The following is a 2,595-nucleotide window of genomic DNA, read 5'->3' on the forward strand; positions in this document are numbered from 1 at the left end:
TGCACTTCAGTGGCGCAGCTAACGCTTTAAGCATTCCGCCTGGGGAGTACGGTCGCAAGATTAAAACTCAAAGGAATTGACGGGGGCCCGCACAAGCGGTGGAGCATGTGGTTTAATTCGAAGCAACGCGCAGAACCTTACCAGCTTTTGACATGTCCGGTTTGATCGGCAGAGATGCCTTTCTTCAGTTCGGCTGGCCGGAGCACAGGTGCTGCATGGCTGTCGTCAGCTCGTGTCGTGAGATGTTGGGTTAAGTCCCGCAACGAGCGCAACCCTCGCCCCTAGTTGCCATCATTCAGTTGGGAACTCTAGGGGGACTGCCGGTGATAAGCCGCGAGGAAGGTGGGGATGACGTCAAGTCCTCATGGCCCTTACAGGCTGGGCTACACACGTGCTACAATGGCGGTGACAATGGGCAGCGAAAGGGCGACCTCGAGCTAATCCCAAAAAGCCGTCTCAGTTCAGATTGTACTCTGCAACTCGAGTACATGAAGGTGGAATCGCTAGTAATCGTGGATCAGCATGCCACGGTGAATACGTTCCCGGGCCTTGTACACACCGCCCGTCACACCATGGGAGTTGGGTTTACCCGAAGGCGTCGCGCTAACCGCAAGGAGGCAGGCGACCACGGTAGGCTCAGCGACTGGGGTGAAGTCGTAACAAGGTAGCCGTAGGGGAACCTGCGGCTGGATCACCTCCTTTCTAAGGTAGAATTCTCCACGAGACCTTGTGTTTCGTATTGAATTCGCTTGGAACAAAAGAAGCCAGTCAGGCTTCGACATGCGGAACACCGCCGTCTTCGTTTCTCTTTCTAATTTCCGGGCGAAAGCGCTCAGGTTCGTCGGCATCGGCCGATGGGACCGGTGCTTTCAATGGGCCAACGCTTCAGGTCTTTGCAGATCTTTTGCAGGTCTTTGGCCGCGAGGTATCCTCGAGGTTTTCGACCTCGGGCCTGTAGCTCAGTTGGTTAGAGCGCGCGCTTGATAAGCGTGAGGTCGGAGGTTCAAATCCTCCCAGGCCCACCAAGCTTTGCTCTTCGAGCCGCCAGGCTCGCGAGGCTTAACCGGCCGCCGCGCCCAATGGCGCGTGACCCTTCTAGAATGGGGCCATAGCTCAGTTGGGAGAGCGGTAGCTTTGCAAGCTTCAGGTCGTCGGTTCGATCCCGTCTGGCTCCACCAGAAGCCCGGAAATGTCAGGTTTTGCTGATTGTCGCAGTGCGCGACGATGAGTGACGCTGTTTGTCATCGTGAAGAGGGAATAGGTTCGAGAGCTGCTCATCCTGCAGCATGTTCGGTGCGGTCACCAATCGCCCGGATTAAATCGGATCTATTCGGCAAGCATAATGGTCTTTCTGATCTTGTCTTTGCGTTTTCTGCGACAACCCTTGTCGTAAAAGTGGTTCCCACTTTTACGGGGCGGTCGAAGATCTCGCGGACATCGATCATGAGAACGATCAAGTGCCTTAAGAGCATTCGGTGGATGCCTTGGCGCTGAGAGGCGATGAAGGACGTGATACGCTGCGATAAGCCGTGGGGAGCTGCGAATGAGCTTTGATCCGCGGATTTCCGAATGGGGAAACCCACCTTCGATCTCTGTTATTCCAAGGACAGGCTCCGGCCTGTGCTTGGGCCTGTCTTCGGACTAACAGAGATCACAAGAAGGTATTGAACTCTGAATACATAGGGGTTCAAAGCTAACCCAGGGAACTGAAACATCTAAGTACCTGGAGGAAAGGACATCAACGAGACTCCGTTAGTAGTGGCGAGCGAACGCGGACCAGGCCAGTGCTCGATTGTGCGTTACCGGAAGTGGTTGGGAAACCACGCATCAATGGGTGATAGCCCCGTACGGATCTGCAATCAGTCGAGACATGAGTAAGGCGGGACACGTGAAATCCTGTCTGAACGTGGGGGGACCACCCTCCAAGCCTAAGTACTCCTCAGCGACCGATAGTGAACAAGTACCGTGAGGGAAAGGTGAAAAGCACCCCGACGAGGGGAGTGAAACAGCACCTGAAACCGAATGCTTACAAACAGTGGGAGCTCAAGGTTCGTCCTGGGTGACCGCGTACCTTTTGTATAATGGGTCAGCGACTTAGTCTGACGAGCAAGCTTAAGCCGCTAGGCGTAGGCGCAGCGAAAGCGAGTCTGAACAGGGCGTTCAGTTCGTCGGATTAGACCCGAAACCGGGTGATCTAGCCATGAGCAGGTTGAAGGTAAGGTAACACTTACTGGAGGACCGAACCGGTGCCTGTTGAAAAAGTCTCGGATGACTTGTGGCTAGGGGTGAAAGGCCAATCAAACTCGGAAATAGCTGGTTCTCCGCGAAAGCTATTTAGGTAGCGCCTCGCGTGAATACTCTCGGGGGTAGAGCACTGGATGGGTGCGGGGTACTTACCGTATTACCAAACCTAACCAAACTCCGAATACCGAGAAGTACTGCGCGGGAGACACACGGCGGGTGCTAACGTCCGTCGTGGAGAGGGAAACAACCCTGACTTACAGCTAAGGCCCCCAATTCGTGGCTAAGTGTGAAAGGATGTGGGAATCCCAAAACAACCAGGAGGTTGGCTTAGAAGCAGCCATCCTTTAAAGA

At 54.6% G+C, this 2,595-nt stretch carries 2 tRNA genes and 2 rRNA genes; all 4 read left to right on the forward strand.

What is annotated here, in order from left to right:
• A 16S ribosomal RNA gene (locus BMZ21_RS29775) occupies window positions 1-702 on the forward strand; the annotation flags it as partial.
• 246 nt (window positions 703-948) lie between these two features.
• Window positions 949-1,025 (forward strand) — tRNA-Ile (locus tag BMZ21_RS29780).
• Between the two features lie 77 nt (window positions 1,026-1,102).
• Window positions 1,103-1,178 (forward strand) — tRNA-Ala (locus BMZ21_RS29785).
• Between the two features lie 273 nt (window positions 1,179-1,451).
• Window positions 1,452-2,595 (forward strand): 23S ribosomal RNA (locus BMZ21_RS29790); the annotation flags it as partial.

Origin of the sequence: Allobosea lupini, from assembly GCF_900109525.1 — a bacterium.
In the GTDB taxonomy this organism is placed as follows: Bacteria; Pseudomonadota; Alphaproteobacteria; order Rhizobiales; family Beijerinckiaceae; genus Allobosea; species Allobosea lupini.